At 58.2% G+C, this 1348-nt stretch carries 3 protein-coding genes; all 3 read right to left on the bottom strand.

Annotation, left to right across the window (positions count from 1 at the left end; translation table 11 throughout):
- Positions 1 to 143 (bottom strand): single-stranded DNA-binding protein (ssb, locus tag ABJ99_RS04150; RefSeq protein ID WP_154864391.1); only part of this gene is annotated, 143 nt, incomplete at its 3' end.
- Positions 144 to 206: 63 nt separating this feature from the next.
- Positions 207 to 971, bottom strand: coding sequence for a hypothetical protein (locus ABJ99_RS04145; RefSeq protein WP_054084737.1), 765 nt, complete (start codon positions 969 to 971; stop codon positions 207 to 209).
- 26 nt (positions 972 to 997) lie between these two features.
- Positions 998 to 1348: topoisomerase C-terminal repeat-containing protein (locus ABJ99_RS04140; RefSeq protein WP_195842899.1), on the bottom strand; the 351-nt coding region annotated here is incomplete at its 5' end.

Raw genomic sequence — 1348 nt, 5'->3', positions numbered from 1 at the left:
TTCTGCCCGCTCTGCTTGTCAGTCCACTGCTCACTGGTGGCCAGGCTCAGGTTGGTTACCGCAGTGCCGTTGGGCAAGTAACGACAGTCAGGTTCTTGTCCGCAGGTGCCTACCAGGATCGCTTTATTGATTCCACGCGCCATGATGCGTTCCTTCTTCAATGAGTTCTGTAAGGGGTGTGAAGGGATGTTGAGAGACCTACGGACTTACCAAAAGGCGTCCATAGCGACACGTTCGAAGCCAGCCAGTTGCGCTTCATGCGCCTCATGGAAGCGCTCATAGCGTTCCATGTGTTCTTCGCAGAATCGCTCCAGGGCTTCAGGCTGAAGGCGCGGCGAATAGATCAGCGCCGGTTCGGCGTCATCGTCCACAAACTGCTCGGTACCATCGGGAAACATCAGTCGCCCCACACCGCCTAGCAAGATTTCGACGGCCGTGGTGTGGGGGGCGTTTATGCTGGCGTCGGGATCAAAATGGATTGTCGTGTTCAGCAGCTCGCGGCCCCGGGCAGAAGACTGCGCAGCAGGGGCCAACATCAAGGCTGTTGTGCCGTCTGCCGACAACTCAAACTCGGCAAAACAGGTGTCGCAATCCACCGGTCGCCAGGTCATATCCCAAGCCCTGACGTTGACGATATCGACAGTTGCCGGGGTGTCGCAGTTGGGGCACTGAGCAGTCATCGTGTCACCAGGTGGCCACTGAGCAACACGTTCGGCAAAGGTCTGTGCAAGCCAATCAGCGTCCGCCGTCAGGACGGTCACGTCGAATGGGTCTTTCATCAGCGCCTTGATGATCTTGGACACCCAACTCGAATGTTTCGCCATTTGTGCCTGAGCGTCTGCAAGTGCCTTGCGGCTTAATGCCACGGCTTCAGGATCGTTGCCTGGAATCGCTGCTGTTACTGCTACAGCCTGGGCCTGAAGCGCTTCAAGGGCGGCATAGGCTCCCTTGGGAAGTTTTGCGTCTGGCATAGCTAAAGCCTCCTTTGTAGAGGGGGTCATGCGCGCGTGGGTTTGCGGCTGAACACGAATTCCAGCTTGGCTTCGTGGTTGAGCTTCAGTGCCGCGTCAAAGGACTTGCCGGTCTTCTTGCTGTGAAAGCCCTTCAGTACACCGGTCTTGCCATTCGTCAGCAGCGCCTCGATCTGGCCGGGGGACAGCATCTTGCCGCTGACTTCCGGATGGAACTTGAAGGGGCAGGCGCGACATCCGATCACTCGCGGGGTGACGGCCAGTTCACTGCCGCACATGGGGCATTGAGCGTTAAGGCTGTCCAGTATCGGCTTCCCGTCGCCCTGCACGTTGCCGAGGTCCAGGTTATGCACCTGGTGGGCAATGAAGTCCTCCAG

It is taken from the genome of Pseudomonas syringae pv. cilantro (genome assembly GCF_001293775.1).
GTDB classification, from domain to species: domain Bacteria; phylum Pseudomonadota; class Gammaproteobacteria; order Pseudomonadales; family Pseudomonadaceae; genus Aquipseudomonas; species Aquipseudomonas syringae_P.
The sequence above is the reverse complement of the archived record's forward strand: the minus strand, read 5'-3'. Positions and strand labels throughout refer to the sequence as shown.